Below are 18,699 nucleotides of genomic sequence, written 5' to 3'. Positions count from 1 at the left end.
GGGCCGCAACGCAACATCGCGGACATCGGTGTCCGGAACGGACACGGGGGCATGTCGCCCCCGGAGACTGCCGTCGACTTGTTTGTTGCGTTCAGGACTCAGCTGTTGTTGCTGTTGCTACTGGTGCTGTTCGATGGCATTCGGGTGCGGAGCCAGTCGACGAGGTCTGTTGCGCTGCGGGTTTGCATCCAAATTCGGCCTGGCCCGGTGAATTCGGTGACGATGCCCTCGCCGCCGAGGATCATCGATTTCCAGCCGCCGGCTTTGCGGATGCGGTACTGAACGGATTCGTCGAATGCGACGACATGGCCGGAGTCGAGTGTCATGGTTTCCCCCGTGGTGAGGGTAATCGGGCGGATGGCGCCGTAGCTGGAGAGCAGGATCTCGCCTGTTCCACTGCATCGCAGCAGGACAAGTCCGGCTCCGCTGAAGAATCCCTTGCTGCCGCCCCATTTGGAGTCGACGTCGACGGTTGGGTCTGATGCAAGCCAGCAGCCGGATTGGACGAGCAGCGGTGTCTCGTCGTCGATGGTGGTTTCGACTATGTCGCCTGGTAGTGCGCCGGCGACGCCTACGACACCTCCTTGGTCGCTGCCGAAATCGTTGACGAAGAAGCTCGACCCACCCAGGGATCGGCGGAGTCCCTTCATGAAGCCGCCTCGGGTCGAGGTGGTGATCGAGATGTCGCCCCGCATCATCGCCATTGCTCCTGCTTCGACACGGACGGATCCGCCGGCGGGGACGCTGATTTCGGCCAGCGCGAATGCGGGCCCGCAACTGATTTCTGTCTTCATGGGTTCCTTTCGATGACAATCTTTTTCGTGGTCGATGATGAGTATCATGTTTGGCTGAAATCACTGTCCGGTACTGGTCCTCGAAACGAATTATTGCTTGTGGTGACGATTTGGTTCGGATCCTCGGGGGTTCGCTATCTGATCGTTGTAGTGCCTTGGATGGATGCCGGTGATGCGCTCGGCGCGTGAGGCGCCGTAAATGGGGTGCCGGATGGTCGGGCCCGCGGAATGCGCGAGTTCGGTGGGGAGGGGATTGGCGCACGCCAAGTCCAGGGCGATATTCAGGTCTGGAAGCAGAGGCCTCTGCGGGCGCTAGTTCCAGAACTTTTCCCACATCCTTTGTCTAACAAGGACTTCGGATTCAATGTCACCCATCGATCTGAGAACGCACTGAGCACCTGAGCTCGTGAGGGCGCTGGGTAGGTGATCATTGTGCCCTCGACCGGACGGAGCTGACCAGACTCGACTGAGGCTGTGACAGTTGCTGCGTCAAGCCTGGGTTGGGGTGCTCTACCGCCGGAGGATACCCAGCATTTCCAGGCTTCGGCCACCTCTTGTGATCGACGCCAGATCGGTACCGAGTTCGGTCGTGTTCCGAAAACCCGGAACCGCGCCACATGTTGTGCGCAGTCCGTTGCGCCCCGTCCGACTGGGGCGACATCAGGGCCCACCACTGCGTTTTTGCAGCGGCCCAGTCCGTGGATCGCGTATTCGTGCACGGTTGGATAAGAGCTGTTGTTTTCCAACACGTTTGGGTGTGTGTTGCTCGCGGTGTTATAAACGAAAGACCTTTCGACGCACGGTAGATGCAAGTTTTGAAAGTGCGCACGTGTGTGTTGCGCCGCATCTGCCGTCGTCGCGGTTCGAGCAACGAGTAGGAGAATTCACACTGATGGTTGTCACTGTTGATCGTTACGCCACACGGATCTCGACCGTCCCGACCGAGTTGGACCGTGTCGACCCGATTGTGTGGAGCGAGCAGATGCGAGTGAAGCATCGCGATGTCGAGGATAACGGGTTCACGGTTCGTCGTGGTGTCCTTGATACGAGCTCAGTGCAACGGTGCCTGAGTGAAGTCGAACGTTTGGGAACCGCACCCGAACTTGTCGGTGACGAGCGGATCGTGCGGGAAAAAACTTACTCGGCGGTCAGATCGATCTTCGATATCGTGAATTTGAGTCCGGTGGTGCGCGCGGCGGTAGACGAGTCCGGGGCAGCAGCCCTCGCACGCGAGATCCTCGGTTCGGAGGTCTACGTTCATCAGAGCAGGTTGAATTACAAGCCCGGTTTCCGCGGCGGAGCGTTCTACTGGCATGCCGATTTCGAGACGTGGCACGCAGAGGACGGGATGCCGGCTCCCCGGGCGGTGAGCGCGTCAATTGCGTTGACCGATAATCATTTTTTCAATGGGCCTTTGATGGTGATGCCCGGATCGCATCGAACTTTCCTGCAGTGCGCGGGGGCGACGCCGGACCGCTACTTCGAGGAGTCCTTGGTCGAGGAAGTGCCTCGGGTCGGTGTTCCTGCCGAGCAGATGATCACCAGGCTCTACGCCCGCCACGGAATAGAGGTGTTGGCGGGGGATGCGGGTTCGATGACTGTGTTCGACAGCAACCTTCTACATGCATCGTCAGGAAACATCTCCCCGGTGCCGAGAGCGAACATCTTCGTGGTTTTCAACAGTGTCGAGAATTCGCTCGGGAAGCCGTTCTCGGGAACGGCGCCGCGGCCGGAGTTCCTAGCATTTCGGCCGTGACGCGCTAAGGCGGCGGTAGCCATGCTGGCATCTCACCACCGCGCGGACCGCTACGTGCCACATTTGTCGGCTGGTTTGCGGTCCGCCGTTTGGATTGTCTTCGAAGGGAATTGGCCCAATGGAGTGAGCATGGTCGATCTTTTGTGCGTCGGGTCTGATGCGGTACGTGCGAATAGCGTTCCGGCTCAAGGTAGTAAGGCGACTTTGTAGTATTCGCCGTGTCAGGGAACGAAGAAGGTCCCGAATCCCGGTGTTCCGATCGTCTGGGGGTCGACGTATGCGATGACCTGACCCGAGCCCGGACGAATGGTGACGGGTTGAGCATCGAGCGTCGGAAATGATGCGGTTCCGTATGTTCCGGTGCCGAGACTCAGCCAGTGGACGACTGCGGCGTGCGGGTTTCCGTCCCCGGGTGCGCGGCGCACGTGCAACACGGCGACGCCCGGTTGTTCGCCGACAATCGCGGCGAGGCGGGGAGTGGGCAGCTCGCTCGGAGAAGCGGACGGCAAGGGCCGCGATGGCGGCGGCTTCGCCCGCACGAATCAGGTCGCCTACTCCGGAACTGATTGATCCGTAGGCGTACATTTCGCGCGCTGGTCGCAGTTCTCGTTCGGTGGCTCGGCTGTCCCCGCAGATTGCGTCGACCAGGATCTCGCGAACCTCTTTCTCGTCTTGGGCGTGGGCGATCGCATCGGTGTAAGTGTGTCGGCGCTGGTGCGTACGTTTGTACGTACATTCAGGTGGGAGGGTAATGGTGCAGGGCATGGAACTTCAGGAGCGAGCTGCAGCCCGCACGACGGAACTGCCGGGCGCGGAGCTGACGTATCCGTTCGGTGAGGACTGGAAGGTGTGGAAGGTATGCGGGAAGGTGTTCATGTTGCAGACCGAGGTGACCGGGGAGCCGATCGTGATCGTCAAGGCAGCACCCGCGGACGGGGAAACACTCCGGCAGTCGCACACGGATATCACCGCGGGCTATCACATGAACAAGCAGCACTGGATCACCGTTCACCCGGGAGGTTCTGTCGATGCCGGGCTTGTCGACGATTTGGTCGTCGAGTCGTATCTGTTGGTTGTCGAGAAGTTGCCCAAGCGGGAGCGGCCGGTCGACCCCGACACGTTCGGACGACACGGGTGAGTCTGACTGGGCCCCGGTTACAGCGGCTCGCCTGCACTACCGCCCAGGGGCTGCCGGGGGTGACGGAGGGATACCCGTTCACCGAGCATCTGCTGGTTTTCAAAGTCGCCGGACGCGTGTTCCTTGTCGTCACGCAGGATCCGGGCGAGCCGATCATCACTGTGAAGGTCGATCCTGCTCATGGGGCGGCCCTGATCGGTGAACACGACACTATCGAGCGAGGACGTTATTTCGACAAACGTCATTGGGTGTCCGTTGGGTCTGGAGAATCGGTGACTGCCTCGCTGGCCGAGAGACTCGTCCACAACTCCTACGAATTGGTGACCGAGCAGCTTCCAGCCTCCCAGCGAACGTTATTGCGCCCGAGCATCGAAGACCTGAAGCAAACCGGAATCAGATCGGCGGGCGCGGCCGACAGCCAGAGAAAAGAGGACAGCGATGACGAAAGATCCTGACGCGGCGTCGCTGTTCGAGGTCGATGACACCTCACGCCCGCTCGCAGATCGGCTCCGTCCCACGCAACTCGAGGATGTCGTCGGACAGGGGCATGTGCTTGGCCCGGACGCCCCGATCGGGCGAATGATCGAACAGGGAAAACTGTCTTCCACGATTTTGTGGGGGCCGCCCGGATGTGGGAAGACCACAATCGCAAGGCTTCTCGCCGAACGCACAGATCTGATGTTCGAGCCGTTGTCGGCGACGTTCTCCGGGGTTGCGGACCTTCGTAAGGTGTTCACAGCGGCCAGCAAGCGGCGAGAGATCGGGCAGGGCACCCTGCTGTTCGTCGACGAGATTCACCGTTTCAATCGCGCTCAGCAGGATTCGTTTCTTCCGTACGTCGAGGACGGGACGATTGTGTTGGTCGGAGCGACGACCGAAAATCCCAGCTTCGAGCTCAACGGCGCTTTGCTCTCTCGGTGCCAGGTTTTCGTCCTCAAACGGCTCGACGAGTCGGCGTTGCGCACCCTCGTAGATCGCGCCGAGCAGCTCACCGGCCGTACGCTCCCGGTGGATACGGGGGCTGCGGAGGCCTTGATCGCTATGGCCGACGGTGATGGTCGTTACCTGCTGAACCTCGTCGAACAACTCCTCACCCTGCCACCGGAGAGCGCGCCGCTGGACACCGCCGGCCTGGCACAGGTGGTGCACAAACGAGCGCCACTGTACGACAAGTCGCAAGAAGGGCACTACAACCTCATCTCCGCCCTCCACAAAGCCATGCGCGGATCAGACCCTGATGCTGCGTTGTATTGGCTGGCGCGCATGCTCGACGGCGGTGAGGACCCGCTCTACATCGCGCGGCGACTCGTGCGGTTCGCCAATGAAGACATCGCGATCGCAGATCCGCACGCAGTGCATCAGACGCTTGCGGCATGGGATGTCTATGAGAGGCTCGGCTCTCCCGAAGGGGAACTCGCCATTGCACAAGCCGTCGTATATCTTGCGACCGCGCCGAAGTCGATCGCGGTATACCGGGGCCTTAACCGGGCGATGCGAGCGGCGAAGGGGTCCGGATCGCTCCCGCCGCCCGCGCATATCCTCAACGCCCCTACAGGTCTGATGAAGTCCATCGGATACGGAGCGGGTTACGAGTACGACCCCGAGACCGCAACAGGATTCTCGGGCCAAAACTATTTCCCTGACGGCATGGCGCGTCAACGGTTCTACGAACCCACCGACAACGGTTACGAACACATCATCGCCGACCGGCTCCGCCAGTGGGAACAACTCCGCGAAAACCCGGATCGGGAGGACCGTACTACATAGCGCGACAACAAGGTTCGTGGACCGATCTATCGAAGGAGATGTCGAAAGTATCGCCATGGCGAACATCGTTTAACCGCTCTGCGTCCCGGCCAACCCGATTGTTTGAAGGTTTTCTCCCGTCTGCGTTGTCTCGAACCGATCAGCATGTGGGCACATGTCACGTTCCGTCGAAATTTTCGACGATCACCGGGATACATATCAATCGCTGTGCGCGACAACAGCTATGACCCCGTCTCGCTGAGCTACAGCTTTGACCAGGAACGGGTCAGCGTCAAACATGTCGGAATTTGTGACGCGATTGCGTTCAAGCGCCACAAGTGTGAGTTCCATGTTCTTCCAGGGATGTCAGATTAAGAGCTCGACAATCAGCTGACGCAGTCATTCTGGTCGGTTGGGCATATGCTCCGTGGCACTTGTGATGCCGAGGTAGGGGAAGAATTCATGGCTAAGAGGTTTGTGTTCGCCGGTGTTGTGTCTTTTGCGCTGCTTACCGTTGGCTGCAGTGGAGAATCAACGCCGACTGCGGCCGAAGATCCGGTGGGCACACTGCAGTCTGCTGCTGAAGAGTGGGCTACCAGTTTCTACTCGGGCGATGCGTCGGCCGCTTACGCTCTCTTCATACGAGAATGTCAAGAGAAGTTCTCCGAGGAGGAGTTCAAAGCCTTTTCCGACGTCGCTCAGGCGACGCCCCGGACAGTGACCGATGTGACCGCCGAAGTGGACAGCGGTAAGGGAACTGTCGGCATCTCGTTCGCTGAGGAAACCGACTTCGATACGAACATGCCCTGGGTTTTGGTGGACGGGGACTGGAAAACCTCGGACTGCGCTATGCGGGAATAGCTGTAGTACCGATAGAGCGTCGAGTTGTTGTCAGTCACGCGAGTGCCGACTCGGCACGCCGTGTAGTTGCGGTCGTACCGTCATTTGCGGGACGCGGATTACCCGCTACGCCACCCGAATCGAAATCTGGGATTGCGTTGCCTGATATCGGACGCACACAAAGGATTGGGCTCCGGCGGACCGCAGTGTCGAATTCGTGTTGCCGGCGTCGGAACCACGTCCGGTTCTACTTGGGCATGTTCGACCGCCTACCGGTCATCTACTCCCAAGCACGTCGTCAACCACTCTCATCATGTTCTCTCCAAAGGCCTTCTGTGAAAAGCCTTCGGCCCATGCGCGGATTACCTTCGAATCGAAATCACTTGGATCGAATGCTTCCATTGCTTCGGCGAGACCGCTGACCACCTTTGTGTCGTCGCCAGGGGACACGAGGACACCGGATTTTCCAGGGATAACCGTGTCGAGCGCACCGCCTTCGCCCAAAGCGATCACGGGGGTGCCGGTTGCCATCGCCTCGACCGGGACGATGCCGAAGTCCTCGACACCGGGCATCAGCAGGGCTCGGGCCCGCCGGTAAAGATCCAGGAGTTGATCGTGGGGGACTCGCCCGACAAAGACGGTGTCGTCGGCTGCCAACTCCTTGCAGACGTCCATCCATCGGCCATCGCCCACAACGACGAGTTTCTTGCCCGCCTGCCGTGCGGCTCTAATTGCAAGGTCTGGCCGTTTGTAAGGCACCAAGCGGCCGGCAAGAAGGAAGAAGTCTTCCCGGTCGATCGAGAAATCAGGGGTGAAGCCATGGGTGTCCACGGGTGGATGCACCACCACGGCTTCTCTGCCCCACCAGCGTTGAATCCTGTCGGCAACCTCGGTCGAGTTCGCGACTACCTGGTCGAGCCGACTCACAGCTTTCAACTCGCCCCGACGCGCCACTTGCGCCAGTGCCGCGAGCACGGCTGCGCCAGCTGCGCCACCCGACTCCTGCGCGCGAAAGGCGGGATCCCAGGCCCAGCGCGCCGGGCTGTGAACATATGCGATCACGGGCGCATCGGTGGCGAAGGCTGCTTGTGTGGCGAAGGCGTGATGGCTCACCACCACCGCATCGACCTCTCCCAGCTTCATGCCGCGAAAAGCGCTGGGCAGCAGCGGCATCAGCGGTGCGTACGAAGACCTTCCCAGCATCCGGTAGGCACCGTCGACCCATGTCGTGACAGGAGGGGACGAAAGTCCTGCAGGTATGCCTGCAGGCCGGGCAAGAGGCACGTGGACGGCGGCGTGCGGCCAGGTCAAGGACAGTTGCTCGACCACATGTTCGGAACCCGCGATCTCAGTGAATCGCTCGTGCACTATCGCTAATTTGGGTTCGTTCATGTTTGCTTCGAGACTCCCGCAACGTGTGACAGTTATTTGGTGTGTGCCCTTTTATCTGACGATCCGGCTGATCGAGCTTTGTTGATACCCAGCCGAAGTCGCCATTTGCTGCCGTGAATGCACCTGAAACTACCGGTGATCCGACAAGATCAGTTCCTTCGTGCCGAAGGTACCATTTCATCTGCAAAGTCGGACATTTGACAGGGCATCATTATCTCCATCAAATTGACGGACCTGCAACAATTCACTTATGGATACTCCCCGTGCCGGTCAGGCGAGCCGAGATGGCGAGTCGGTTGATCTGTTGTTCGATGCCCGACATATTCGTCAGAGTGGTATCGGCACCTACATCAGGACCCAAATTCCCGTGCTCGAGCAGGTGCTGAAAGAACGTGGATTCCGGCTGGCCATCCTCGCCGACCGAAATGCGGCACCTGACACCAGCGAAGAAACTCGTGTGATTTTTGCGGATCCCGCCGCGGCCCGAATGTATTCAATGGATGAACAACGTGTGTGGCGTCGCGCATTGTCGGCAACCCGTCCGCAGGCACTGTGGGTTCCGCACTACCCCTTTCCTTTTGCACTAACGTCTCCTCGTAATCGGGACGTTCGATACTTCTCCACGGTGCATGACACCCTCCATATCGAAGACAAAAAGCTGAGCGACCAGAATCGCGCAAAGAACGCGTACGCGTGGACGATGCTGAAACTCAGCGCACGACGGGCCGCAACGATTTTCACCCCGTCCCAGGCCACCGCCCGTTCAATGGCTGCAATCGCACCCTCATCCGAGGTGCTGGTGACGCCGATCCCAGTAGACGACGTGTGGTTCTCTGAAGCCGACCCGGCGTCGTCGCCAATTCAACGCCCCTACATTTTGTATGTCGGCAATATCAAGCGGCACAAGAACTTGCCGGTGCTTCTGGACGCATTTGCGACGATCTCGGATTCCATCCCACACACACTGGTGATAGCTGGTGGCGATGAGTCACTCAGGACACTCGACGACCGAATCAACCAGCTTGTGGCAGGCCTGGGTGAACGTGTGCAGTTAACGGGCAGACTTCCGTTCGACAGTCTGCGTGCTCTGGTGGCTCAGGCGGACTTATTGGTTATGCCTTCACTTTTCGAAGGTGCCGGTCTTCCGCCGCTGGAGGCAATGGCGTCCGGTACCGCGGTTCTGGCGTCCGACATCGCGGTGTTGAGGGAAACGTGCGGCGACGGAGCAGAGTATTTTGATCCGCATGATTCCGAAGCCTTGGCCGACCTCGTGAAGAAGTACTGTGACAACGAAGACGCCAGGGCGTCGTTGAGTCATCGCGGAGAGTTGCATGTCAAGCGGCGCCAGTCCGAGATCGTGTCAACAGCTACTGCCGAGAAGATATGTTCCTTCCTGAGTGAGGTACCCATTGGCTAACTGGTCGTCGGCGCTGTCGCGCCGCAAATTTCTCGGAATGTTCCCGGCAGCGTTGGCTCTGCCTGCCGCTCTGCCTGAATCCTTCAACGCCGTTCGCCGCGTCGAGGGCGGCGGTGACGTCATCGATGTTCGCGATTTCGGTGCGGTTGGTGATGGGACACAGGATGACTCGATTGCCATTCGCAATGCCGTCGCCGAACTGAAATCTGGAGACGTCTTACTTTTTCCGTCCGGCCAGTACCGCTTTACTCAGCGTCATCCAGCAGGCGGCGCTGCTATCTCGATAGTGGGGATCTCTGACGTTTCGATCGACTTCGACACCGGTGCCGAACTTCTGATGGACAACCTGGACGACAACGGCGCCGGCACGAGCCACGGCATCGTGCTGCGTGGTCCGCTGGAGCGTGTGTCTCTTCACAACGTGGCAGTGCGGTGGGCAAGCCAGCCGGCGCTGCGGTCGATGGGCGACGGAATCCGAGTTGTGGGATATGCATCGGACACGTCGGCAGTGCCCGATGGATGGACCGGACCCGGCAGGCCGGTTAGTTGGGTGACGTTGAGCGACTGCAGAGTCGAGTCGAGCCCGCAGGCAGGTGTGATCATGATGGGCGTTTCCGACATCACTGTTGACGGACTTCACGTCGAGAACACCATGGCCGACGGACTCCATTTCAACGCGTGCCGACGTGGAACCGTCGAAAGGTATTCAGCAACAAACACTGGTGACGACGGTTTGGCACTGGTGACTTACTACTCTCCAGAAGCCCAGTTCGACAACGCTTCCGAGACCTTTTCCTTCCCGTCGTTGACCGAGTGGTCGAACACCGACTTCGATGTCACCGACGTCCAAGTGTCGGGCGGTGCGGCAAACGGAGTGCGTTTGGCGGGGGTCAATCGATCAACGGTAGCTGCAGTAGCGGTCGACGGAGTATCGAACGGCGCAGGTGTCATGGTCGACTCGGCATCGCCGGACTCGGGCGCCGGGTGGCACTATGTGGCATCGCGCGGCGTGCAGCTGGATGGGATCACCGTTGAGGATTCTCATACAGGGCTGCACGTACTCGCAAGACCGAACGGGTCGCCTGGCGACACTTTCAGCCGGTTCGACCTAGAGGTAACGGGCGTTGCCGTTAACAACTGTCTTTACTGGTCGGTTCTCGTGGAATCTATTGCAACCCCGCCTGTTACCGGGATTTCGCTGATCGATTGCACGGTGATCGACACCGAAATAGGTCCAGGTACCGGAGCTGTCGGGCTGCAGAGGACCCAAGATGTTTCACTGGGAACCGTCTCCATCACGACGGCGAAGTCTGCGGTGGCGTTCTCAGCCGACAACTCGGCACAGTTCACGATAGATCAGCTCAACGTGACCGTGACGGGTCCGCCGCTCGGTTCCGAAGCCGGCGGACCATTCGCCGTGTTCCAGGGCTCATCCGGGACAGTGGTTGCTGCGGATTTGGTTTGGGAGCAAGCCCCTTCGTCGTGGCTACCTGTTTTGATCTTCAGTGACAGTTGTGTCGGTGGCACGCCTACGAACCCGGAAGTGAGCGTTGGTACCGTGACAACCACTCCGCCGAAGGGAGAGCCGGTCTTCGTCGCCTGCCGATGACGAATTCGATGCCGCTCGGTTTTCTGTCAGACGTTTGTTTTGACCGGGCGGGACTCGCGTGTGAGCAGCTTTGCCGCTGACAATCGTGCGCCGCGTTTGCGTGCGCTGCGTGCCAGTGGCCTCGGGGAGTCATTGAGTACAACGCCCCAGACTCGTAATTCGGCCAACGACAAACGTTCGATGACAGCACCCAGTTCGGCGTACCTCGTATGGTCAGATCGCGCCACCAGCAGGACACCGTCGGCCCAGCGTCCCAGCACAAGGGCGTCGGATCGGTCAGCCATCGGTGCGGTATCGACGATGACGTAGTTTGCGCGAGCAGCAAGATCTGCGAGTCCGTTGCGCATCCGAGTGCTCCCGAGTAGTTCGGACTTGCCGGGCGCGGTGCGTCCCGCCGGGATGAACGAAAGCTTCGGATGCCAACTCGCAGAGATGTATCGGTCGATGTCGTCACCATTGAGTAGGTAATCGATCAACCCGGCTGGTGATGGGTTCTTTTCATGATCAGAACCATGGCGTCCGGAGCGCACGTTCGCTTCGTCTCTTCCTGCGGCATCGACGAATACGACCTCATTGCCGCTCTCAGCGAGAGCGATTGCGAGGTTCAGCGCGACCGCTGTCTTGCCGTCGCCGGTGACTGCACTCGAAACGATGATGGTTCGGCATTCGCCCCGACCGGGTTCGTGGTCGGCGATCACGGTGCGGAGACGGCGGAATGCCTCTGCGGCAGGGCTCTCTCTCGAGAAGTCGACAACACCGGTTTCCAGCGCTTTGTCCGCAGGAATGGCGGCCAGCACCGGCCCGGACAGAAACTTGCCGAGTGCGGCGACATCCTGAACTTTCCGGCTCATTTGACTGCGCAGATATGCGTAGAGCAACCCCACCAAAAGCCCGGCGATCACACCGAGTGCGGTATTGCGCACATACTGCGGTCCGCCCTCAGCGTCGTCGGGCACCGCCGGGCTGATCACCGACAATCGCACTGGGTCCGGAACCACGGTTTCCGACTGATCCGGTGCCGGTTGTGCAGGTGTGCTCCCGTCCAAAACAGCAACGGCACCGGGAAGTGCTTGCGCTAGAGCATTAGCGAGCTCCGCCGAGGTATCGGCGTCCTCCGCGCGCACGGTCACCGTCAGGATCGCGCTTCCGACATTGGCACTGGCCGTGGTCATTTCGCGCACATCAGAGTTCGACATCTCCAATCCGGTGTTGGCAAGAGCAGTTTCGATGAGGAAGTCGGAGCTCAGCAACTTCGTGTACGCCTCAGTACGCTGACGACTTGTACCGTCGGTGTCGCCGAAGTGAGGCGTCTGGTAGATCACCGCGGAAGATTCGTAGCTCGGCGACTGCACACTGGTCAAGATCGCTCCCAGGAAGCCCCCGAACAGTGCGCACACAAGCAGGATGATCCATCGATTGCGAACTGCGCCAACCGCTGAGCGGAGCCATTCGTTGCCAGCATTGCCCGGCCGATATGTAGTCCCTGCAAACTTGTCAGTCACTTGACTTCACATTTCCTCTCGAAACCATGTCTTCCAGTTTGGTGGGAGACTGCCCTCGTGCCGCCACGAACACGCAGACGAGCGTCAGGAGGACCAGGAAAACGGTAATTCCTTGCGTAAGCAGCTGAATCCGCCATACCTCGGCAAAACAGTAGGCGATAACTCCTGCCGATCCGGCGATCACTGGACCGTATGTCAGGAACCGACCGAAAACGTAACCGGCCAGCGGGAACAGCAGGAGCGTGTATAGCCACCCCCACGCTCCGAAATCCGTATAGATGTCAGCGAATTCAGAGTTAGTTGTGAAATTCGGTGCAAACGAGACCGAAAAATCGTAGGAGTCTGCGCCGAGCGACTCCTTTGCTCTGACCTCATGTGCCGGAACCAGAAAGCTGGGCAGCGCCGCCGACACGGAGGCGACGACACTCCCTGGCTTGTCGAAAGTGCCGCGCATGATCGCATCTGACACGCCCATGGACACCTGAGCCGGCACGGCGAGATAGGCGCCGGACTGATAGAGATTCATCGCGATCGGGTTCGAGACTCCCGCATCGCGGTAGTAGTTGCCGTTCCGGACGTAGTTGAGCGCCGTGAGCATCAGGAACATGATCGCTACAGCGGTGATGATGTGCCAAGGCCGCAGAGATTTACGGTCCGCGCCCACGGATTTGCGGGGCACCGCTGTCTGTAAGACGACGTACACCACGACCGCCATCAGTAGCGAGAGGCGGGACGCGACCATCGAGTTTGCCACCAGGAGAAGAACGGCCCACAGTACGAATCCAGGATGGAGCACCTTTTTTCGCCAGAGGTAAACGCTGATGGGTGCCGCCAGGATGGTCGCGTATCGAAGCGTCGCGATTCCGGCCGAGTCGGGTAGTGCCTCCGTGAAGGCGTTCCCGGTCTGGGTGGTCAAGGCGTCGACAATGGATGTCGCCGCAGTAATTCGGTAGTACGCATACGCCACGCCGATCGTGGACACTGCGAGGATGAGGAAAAAGTAGCGCCGTTCGAAGTTCGTGCTGGTTGTTCGCTCGACGAACTCCCGTGTCGGCGTTGTGCCCAGTCCCAATCTCCAACCGATCGTTGCGAGCACCACAACCATGCCGTACCAAACCGCAAGCAACGTCACGCCGGCAATGGTGAAAGGGGCGGGTTGGAGGAATCCGCGCAAATTCAGCAGTGAGCCGGCCGGACACTTGCCGGCCGAACACCAACCGATCAGGGACGCCCATGCAGTGAAAGATCCCAGGACGGGTAACAGGATTAGGACGGCCGGTGCGAGCCACCATGTCGCTGTACTGCTTTGGGGCGAGTTATCGCCAGCCGCTTTCGGCGAGAAATCAAAATGCATGTTTGTCTTGGTGCATCATTGCGGAATCATTCTGCGGCAGCGCAGGAATGAAACTTCGATCAGGGGGAAAGGATCTCGAACCATACATCGCTGAGCTCCCTCCATCTTTAAAGTGGCTCGATCTCAGCGAGCACGGCAGCCAATCCGTGGCATACACTACTACAGGTGGAGTGTGCATTACGGGACAGAAGCGCGGATGCGCACTGGCCACTCGGAATTAACTTGATCAAATTGAGTGCCAACGTGATTACCGTTAGGTTGCCGCGTTACGGAGCAGTTATCGCCATCAATTTCGAAGAATCGATGATGTGGACCGCGTCTTCCGAGGCCAGAGAGTGACGCGCATTCGATCAGTGCTAGACGTGAAGCGCGTTGAGCCACTGGTGCAAATCGTCGCGGGCCTGGCACTCAACGCCTTCCCGGCAATTTTCATCGCAGTATTCGCACGCATTGCACCCATCGAACAACAAGGCCGCCTTGCCGTTTCGCTGGCGATCGGAACTTACGTGGCGCAGCTGCTGTCAGCATTCGTCGTCGAGTCGCGCCTTGCCACCCCGGAAGCGGATCACAAAGTATCGATGCCCTGGTGGATAGCATTGATGAGCTTGGCATCCGGGACCCTCCTCATTGTGAGTCCGGCGGTTCCGCCAACGGCCATCACACTGATCGGAGTCCTGGGACTGTCGTCGGGCTTGCTGATGGCCCGGACGATCGGCGTGGTGCGGGGTAGATGGAAGCTGGAATCGGTTGCCGCTTCGATCCTTATGGCCGGTTGCCTGAGCGCATTGGTCCTTGCCGTGTACGACAACTCCAACTGTGTCAGGGTTCTTGCAGCGGGAGCTCTCGTGGCCATCCTCATCAGATGTTGGCCTCTGCCTGCTCGCCGAGATCTGGGCTTTCCTCCTGACCTGACCAAGGCTGCGTGGGTCACCGGCGAAACTGCGACAGTCGGTATGGTCCAGCCGGCATTGGCATCTTTCATCCTGGCCGTCCTCGGACCGTCAGCTGCTGTTGGATTCCGGGTTGTATCAACCATTTCGGGGATCCTCGAACCGATTCTTGCCTACGGCCGAGTACGTCAACTCGCCCACGGACACAAAGGCGAGGTAGCCAACGTTGCGATGATCATTGTGGTCGGAACAGTGGCGATCTTCGCTAGTGCCTATCTGGGTGTGTGGAGCCTGATTTTCGGCCCCGCTTGGAACAGTTCACTGTATGTTGCTCTGGCAGTTGCCTGTGCGTGGAAGTTGTGCATGTTGGTGACAACCATCCCCTTTGCGGCTCTGCGCCGGGCGGGGCGCACAAAAATGGTGTTCTGGCTCAGGGCGGCGAACACTGCTCTTTACGTGGTGCTCGGACTGACTTTCTTGTTCAGTTTCCATTCCAGCACTGCAGTATTTCTTTCGTTTGTCATCACCGAGGTGCTCATGTTCGTGCCCTATCACGTGGCTGCTGCGAGGTTAGCGCCGGAATACAACTCGGTCTTCCTCAGCGGGAAGCGAGCGAACGGACTCGCGTCCGAGAAGGCATGAAGACTGCCTCGCCCGTCATTCGGCCTTTTTGAAAACTGCCAGCACGGTCAGCATCAAAATCTTGATGTCGAGCCACAGAGACCAGTTCTCGATGTAGTAGTTGTCCCATTCGGCGCGGTCGGCGATGGAAGTCTGTCCGCGCAAGCCGTTGACCTGAGCCCAACCCGTGACGCCCGCCTTGACCCGGTGTCGCTCACCGTAGCGGCGAATCTGCGCCTCGAAAAGGGTTACGAACTCTGGACGTTCGGGACGCGGTCCGACCAGACTCATGTCACCCCGGAGGACATTGAGCAGCTGGGGGAGTTCGTCCATCGACGTCGACCGCATAAGTTTTCCGATCCGGGTCCGTCGATCGGTTCCCTCGACGCCGCCCGGTGCGCTACCGGTTTTCGGAACAAACGTCACGTGGTCGGGATCGGGTAGCCGCATCGAACGAAACTTGAGGCAGCCGAAGATCTGGCCGTTGCGCCCCACCCGCTCTTGAGCAAAGAATATCGGTCCCGGCGAACTCCAGCGCACCAAGAGCATGAGAGTGAGGAAGAGGGGGGACAGCACGAGAAGGATGCAGCCGGCGACGATTCTGTCGCTGATGTGTTTGACCCGGAACTGCCAGCCTCGGGGATTGGTGTGAGGCACTGACAACAAGGGCATGCCGCCGATGTGGTCGATGAGGCTCTTCGAGCCGATCACTTCATACATGCGTGGCACCACCCATACCCGAAGTCCGTGGCGGTGGGCGATGCGGACCGCTCCGGTCAGCAGCTCACCGTGAACTCTCGTGAATGCGATGACCAGGCGTTCGGCCTGGGTTTCGGCAATGACGGACTCTAGGCGATCAACAGCGCCCAGGTACGGCACCTGGTCGGTCTCCATCCCCTGGTCACTGCGTATGGGGGACTCGTCCGACAACACTCCGACTGGGTTCATGCCGTGTTCAGGAGCCGCGATCATCCGAGCGATCACGTGCTGGGTGAGCTGTCCGGATCCGATGACCAACGTGGGGGACACGAGATGGGAGTTCTGTTGCAGGCGTCGTTGGACCACCACGCGAACCAGACGGCCGAATGGAATCAGGATGCTCGCGCACACCCACAGTTTGGTCACGGCAGCACCGGGGCGATCGGTGATCCCGAACAGGACCAGCGCGCACAGCAGCAGCATTGCTGCGATCGAGCCAGAGGACAGGATCCCGTAGAACTCGTCGAGGAATCGGCGGTTGAGCGAGCGGCGATACAACGACCGCGCGCCCATGACGATTACGACCAGGGGAACAAAGAGTGCGAAGCACCACATGGGTGGATGAACCAAAACTGATGTGAGCGCCCACCACCATGCGAGTGCCACCGCGATTGTCGCCGACAACACATCGATGGAAACACTGACGATGGTGCTCAGCGGATCGGTCCGAATGAGCTGCCCGAATGTTTTACGAGAATTCGAAGAAGTAGGTGGGGGGCCTCCGGGGGCGGTCGAAGTCTCGACCTCCAACAATTGCGGCAATTCCCACTCCATCCACGACAATCCCGAATTAATCAGACAATTCGTACATTCACCATTAATCGCATTCTATAGGGGGCCTAACGATATTTGCCGTAGCAACTCGCGCTTGGTTTGAATGCGACTCGGCGTCACAGTCAGCAATCGAAAGATACTCGGCAGCGGTATTTTTATTTGTCGAAGATTACGTTTTGGACGACGTCGGCAAGGTCGGTCATGATCTGGACCTCACCACTCGACCAATGATGCGGTTGGCTGTCCCACGCGCACAGCGTCCCTACTGGATGACCTGCGTCGTCGATGATCGGGATGCCGATGTAAGCGCCCACTACGCCGCTTTGGGCGGCCGAATGATCCCTGAGTACCGGGTGGTCGGCGATGTCGTCGATTATGAGTGGGGAACCGCTCACGACTGTGTAGACGCAGAGTGAGTCGGGGAGGGGATGGGTCCGTTGTTCCCCGGTGTCGCCTGAGCGGGAGGCGATCGCGGCGTTGACTTGCTCGACGTCGGTGATCATGTTCAGTGCAGCGTTCGGGATCCCGACCGCGTCGATGGTCAGTCCGACGATCTGATCGACTTCGGGATGTGGTCCGGGCGCGAGTAGTCCGGTGTCGTAGACAGCGCGCAAGCGGGCACTGTCGTTGAGTGCCGACCACACGTGTGATTGCTCGCCGCTGACAGCGGCACGCAGCCCTTCGAAGACGGCGACAAGCGCGGGATCCGTATACACCTCGTTGATCGCAGCGAACGGGTCGCGAATGGGGCGTTCGGCAGAATCCGCGATCGTCTGCTCGCGTTGACCCGCGCCGTCGTCGCTTGCATTATCGGAACTTGTTGCGTCTGTCGGACTCGGTGGTGTCATATCTCTTTCCTGGTGAATCGGTAGCAACATGTATTACCGCGATTGGTCCGCTCGGCGCCGCATCTCCCATATCCATACCTCATGCTGCTGTATTTATGAATATTGGTGATGCGGACTGAAGCAGACGGACTGGCTCTCGGTACCAGAATGGGAATTTTGACATTGCATTCTAGGGTCGAAAGTCCTGCCTTACGGCTAACCGTAATGTTTCGCTGACGTGGAGGGAAGATATAGCCTGATTGCGATTCGAAAGCTCTCGATTTCTCACCTGTGTCAGAGCAAATCGAGTCCGACCGACTGCGCGGCATTCTGAGCTCGAGACACCGTGGTGTGCAGGCGAATCTGATGCCGGCTTTTGAGTGGCGGCGACGGTTCGCAGAGGAACGATTGGTCCCGGTTCATAGATGGAGCCGATGACGGGAATCGAACCCGCGTATTCAGCTTGGGAAGCTGATGTTCTACCATTGAACTACATCGGCGTCGCAGCCGGTCGGAGGGGTTTTCGCCCCCGATCAACGTGCTTTCCGAAGGTTATCAGACGCCATTTCCGATGTGTGGGAGCCCCGCCAGGTAACGAGTGCTTACACTCGATTTCTCGCGACACAAGAACCCGAGCTGTTCGTCACAGCATTGTGTGATCTGCCTGGTGATTGGTCTGTGCTGAAGTGGCGACCCGGTAACCTCTACCTGTGCTGCTCTCCGATCGTGACATCCGTGCCGAAATTGCCGTTGGACGCCTGGGAATCGACCCGTTCGACGATTCGATGGTCCAACCGTCGAGCGTCGATGTGCGCCTGGACGGTTTGTTTCGGGTTTTCAACAACACGCGATACACGCATATCGATCCGGCGCAGCGCCAGGACGAGCTGACGAGCCTGGTGGAGCCCGCGGAGGGTGAGCCTTTTGTGCTGCACCCCGGTGAGTTTGTCCTCGGTTCGACGCTCGAAGTGTGCTCGCTGCCCAACGACCTTGCCGGACGCTTGGAAGGTAAGTCGAGCTTGGGCCGTCTGGGTCTGCTGACGCACTCGACTGCTGGTTTCATCGATCCGGGATTCAGTGGCCACATCACGTTGGAACTGTCGAATGTCGCGAATCTCCCGATCACGCTGTGGCCGGGAATGAAGATCGGTCAGCTCTGTCTGCTCAAGCTGTCGAGCGCTGCAGAGTTTCCGTACGGAAGTTCCGAGGCCGGTTCCAAGTACCAGGGGCAGCGCGGTCCGACGCCGTCGAAGGCGTACCTGAACTTCAACCGGGGCTGA

The 18,699-nt window shown here is 59.4% G+C and carries 18 protein-coding genes and 1 tRNA gene; 10 read left to right on the top strand and 9 right to left on the bottom strand.

Going from position 1 to position 18,699, the window contains the following annotated elements; genetic code table 11:
• Positions 1–98 precede the first annotated feature (98 nt).
• On the bottom strand, positions 99–794 hold the full coding sequence (locus KYT97_RS12225; RefSeq protein WP_045064328.1) for a TIGR00266 family protein: 696 nt from the start codon (positions 792–794) through the stop codon (positions 99–101).
• A gap of 27 nt (positions 795–821) precedes the next feature.
• Between KYT97_RS12225 and KYT97_RS12220 the strand changes: the two genes are divergently transcribed.
• Together KYT97_RS12220 and KYT97_RS12215 are read left to right on the top strand one after the other, a co-directional pair.
• Complete coding sequence (locus KYT97_RS12220) at positions 822–983, top strand: hypothetical protein (protein WP_181317469.1); 162 nt, start codon at positions 822–824, stop codon at positions 981–983.
• A gap of 703 nt (positions 984–1,686) precedes the next feature.
• Complete coding sequence (locus KYT97_RS12215) at positions 1,687–2,550, top strand: phytanoyl-CoA dioxygenase family protein (protein ID WP_219112378.1); 864 nt, start codon at positions 1,687–1,689, stop codon at positions 2,548–2,550.
• 221 nt (positions 2,551–2,771) lie between these two features.
• On the opposite strand, the gene KYT97_RS12210 is transcribed toward KYT97_RS12215, so the two are convergent.
• Positions 2,772–3,089 carry a hypothetical protein gene (locus KYT97_RS12210; protein WP_245006089.1) on the bottom strand — a complete coding sequence of 106 codons (318 nt, stop codon included), beginning with the start codon at positions 3,087–3,089 and terminating at the stop codon, positions 2,772–2,774.
• A gap of 224 nt (positions 3,090–3,313) precedes the next feature.
• On the opposite strand from KYT97_RS12210, the gene KYT97_RS12205 reads away from it, so the two are divergent.
• The 3 genes from KYT97_RS12205 to KYT97_RS12195 are packed head-to-tail and all read left to right on the top strand — an operon-like array spanning position 3,314 to position 5,455.
• On the top strand, positions 3,314–3,688 hold the full coding sequence (locus KYT97_RS12205) for an MmcQ/YjbR family DNA-binding protein (RefSeq protein WP_230590280.1): 375 nt from the start codon (positions 3,314–3,316) through the stop codon (positions 3,686–3,688).
• A gap of 59 nt (positions 3,689–3,747) precedes the next feature.
• Entirely contained in the window at positions 3,748–4,143 is a 396-nt protein-coding gene (locus KYT97_RS12200) for an MmcQ/YjbR family DNA-binding protein (protein WP_202026117.1), read from the top strand.
• Positions 4,127–5,455 carry a replication-associated recombination protein A gene (locus KYT97_RS12195; protein ID WP_219112377.1) on the top strand — a complete coding sequence of 443 codons (1,329 nt, stop codon included), beginning with the start codon at positions 4,127–4,129 and terminating at the stop codon, positions 5,453–5,455. Before KYT97_RS12200 ends, KYT97_RS12195 begins: the two co-directional genes overlap by 17 nt.
• 198 nt (positions 5,456–5,653) lie before the next feature.
• On the opposite strand, the gene KYT97_RS31095 is transcribed toward KYT97_RS12195, so the two are convergent.
• Positions 5,654–5,785 (bottom strand): hypothetical protein, encoded by a 132-nt coding sequence (locus tag KYT97_RS31095; protein WP_280639077.1) that lies wholly within the window; start codon positions 5,783–5,785, stop codon positions 5,654–5,656.
• Positions 5,786–5,896: 111 nt separating this feature from the next.
• On the opposite strand from KYT97_RS31095, the gene KYT97_RS12190 reads away from it, so the two are divergent.
• Positions 5,897–6,295, top strand: a complete 399-nt coding sequence (locus KYT97_RS12190) for a hypothetical protein (protein ID WP_219112376.1) — start codon at positions 5,897–5,899, stop codon at positions 6,293–6,295.
• Positions 6,296–6,550: 255 nt separating this feature from the next.
• Here the strand turns inward: KYT97_RS12190 and KYT97_RS12185 are convergent, their stop codons facing one another.
• Positions 6,551–7,666 carry a glycosyltransferase gene (locus KYT97_RS12185; RefSeq protein WP_219112375.1) on the bottom strand — a complete coding sequence of 372 codons (1,116 nt, stop codon included), beginning with the start codon at positions 7,664–7,666 and terminating at the stop codon, positions 6,551–6,553.
• A 250-nt stretch (positions 7,667–7,916) separates the two neighbouring features.
• Between KYT97_RS12185 and KYT97_RS12180 the strand changes: the two genes are divergently transcribed.
• A complete protein-coding gene (locus KYT97_RS12180) occupies positions 7,917–9,083 on the top strand; it encodes a glycosyltransferase family 4 protein (RefSeq protein ID WP_219112374.1) in 1,167 nt (388 codons plus the stop codon).
• Positions 9,076–10,692 (top strand): glycosyl hydrolase family 28-related protein, encoded by a 1,617-nt coding sequence (locus KYT97_RS12175; RefSeq protein ID WP_219112372.1) that lies wholly within the window; start codon positions 9,076–9,078, stop codon positions 10,690–10,692. Before KYT97_RS12180 ends, KYT97_RS12175 begins: the two co-directional genes overlap by 8 nt.
• 26 nt (positions 10,693–10,718) lie before the next feature.
• Here the strand turns inward: KYT97_RS12175 and KYT97_RS12170 are convergent, their stop codons facing one another.
• Both KYT97_RS12170 and KYT97_RS12165 read right to left on the bottom strand, forming a co-directional pair.
• Positions 10,719–12,194, bottom strand: coding sequence for a tyrosine-protein kinase domain-containing protein (locus tag KYT97_RS12170; protein ID WP_219112370.1), 1,476 nt, complete (start codon positions 12,192–12,194; stop codon positions 10,719–10,721).
• The gene (locus KYT97_RS12165; protein ID WP_143547514.1) at positions 12,187–13,326 is read right to left on the bottom strand and encodes a hypothetical protein; all 1,140 of its coding nucleotides are present in this window, start codon (positions 13,324–13,326) and stop codon (positions 12,187–12,189) included. The genes KYT97_RS12170 and KYT97_RS12165 overlap by 8 nt, the downstream gene beginning before the upstream one ends.
• A 584-nt stretch (positions 13,327–13,910) precedes the next feature.
• On the opposite strand from KYT97_RS12165, the gene KYT97_RS12160 reads away from it, so the two are divergent.
• A complete protein-coding gene (locus KYT97_RS12160; RefSeq protein WP_245006088.1) occupies positions 13,911–15,080 on the top strand; it encodes a polysaccharide biosynthesis protein in 1,170 nt (389 codons plus the stop codon).
• 15 nt (positions 15,081–15,095) lie between these two features.
• On the opposite strand, the gene KYT97_RS12155 is transcribed toward KYT97_RS12160, so the two are convergent.
• The 3 genes from KYT97_RS12155 to KYT97_RS12145 all read right to left on the bottom strand — a co-directional run bounded on the left by KYT97_RS12155 (position 15,096) and on the right by KYT97_RS12145 (position 17,919).
• Positions 15,096–16,592: a sugar transferase gene (locus KYT97_RS12155; RefSeq protein ID WP_245006087.1), complete on the bottom strand. Its 1,497-nt coding sequence runs from the start codon at positions 16,590–16,592 to the stop codon at positions 15,096–15,098.
• A gap of 155 nt (positions 16,593–16,747) precedes the next feature.
• Entirely contained in the window at positions 16,748–17,440 is a 693-nt protein-coding gene (locus KYT97_RS12150; protein WP_072782266.1) for a GAF domain-containing protein, read from the bottom strand.
• A 405-nt stretch (positions 17,441–17,845) separates the two neighbouring features.
• Positions 17,846–17,919, bottom strand: a tRNA-Gly gene (locus KYT97_RS12145).
• A gap of 210 nt (positions 17,920–18,129) precedes the next feature.
• On the opposite strand from KYT97_RS12145, the gene dcd reads away from it, so the two are divergent.
• A complete protein-coding gene (gene dcd, locus KYT97_RS12140; RefSeq protein ID WP_033235759.1) occupies positions 18,130–18,699 on the top strand; it encodes a dCTP deaminase in 570 nt (189 codons plus the stop codon).

It is taken from the genome of Rhodococcus globerulus (assembly GCF_019334125.1).
GTDB classification, from domain to species: Bacteria; Actinomycetota; Actinomycetes; order Mycobacteriales; family Mycobacteriaceae; genus Rhodococcus_F; species Rhodococcus_F globerula.
This window is presented reverse-complemented; position numbering and strand designations above follow the sequence as displayed.